An 808-nucleotide genomic window follows, 5' to 3' on the forward strand; every position below is an offset into this window, starting at 1 on the left:
ACACTACTCGTAACTGGTGGCACCTGCAAACATCTCAGTCATATATTCAACTTTGGAGGTGTCCCAATTGCTGATGGGTTGGTTAAAACTGGTGGCACCTGCAAACATCTCAGTCATAGAATCAACTTTGGAGGTGTCCCAATTGCCGATGGGTTGGTTAAAACTGGTGGCACCTGCAAACATCGACGACATATATTTTACGTTGGCTGTATCCCAGTTATTGATGGGTTGGTTAAATCTGGTGGCACCTGCAAACATCGACGACATACCCCATACCTTGGAGGTATCCCAGTCACCGATGGGTTGGTTAAAGGCGCTGGCGCCTGCAAACATCGCACCCATGCTCTCAACCTTGGAAGTATCCCAGTCACTGATATCGGCATTGAAGTGCTCCCTTCCCGAAAAGAGGCCACCCATATTAGTCACATGAGAGGTACAAAAGCGGATTTGACCTTGTTCCAGTTTATCGAGCTGGGCTTGGTTTTTAATGCTTTCATCGTCAACAATCAGATAGGTTTCACCCTGATGGTTGAAGGTCGCGCTAATCGGGCTGTCATTGCAAGTAAGAGTGTTGCCTTGTAATTGCCCCTTACCTTCAAACTGGTGAACATCTTGGTTAAAGCTGGTTGCACCTAAAAACATATCTCCAATATGCAAAACCGCAGAGATATTCCAGTTGCCGATGGGTTGGTTAAAGCTAGCAGCACCTGCAAACATCGACCTCATATCTTCTACTCTGGAGGTATTCCAGTCACCGATGGGTTGGTTAAAGGTGGAGGCACCTTCAAACATCGCCCTCATACTTTCG

Annotated in this window: 1 protein-coding gene; it reads right to left on the reverse strand. The window is 46.9% G+C overall.

Features of this window, described 5'->3' with window-relative positions; genetic code table 11:
* Nucleotides 1-3: 3 nt before the first annotated feature.
* A partial coding sequence (locus tag RH40_RS01675; protein WP_009599536.1) for a BspA family leucine-rich repeat surface protein occupies nucleotides 4-808 on the reverse strand: 805 nt, incomplete at its 5' end.

Source organism: Vibrio caribbeanicus ATCC BAA-2122, from assembly GCF_000165125.1.
GTDB classification, from domain to species: Bacteria; Pseudomonadota; Gammaproteobacteria; order Enterobacterales; family Vibrionaceae; genus Vibrio; species Vibrio caribbeanicus.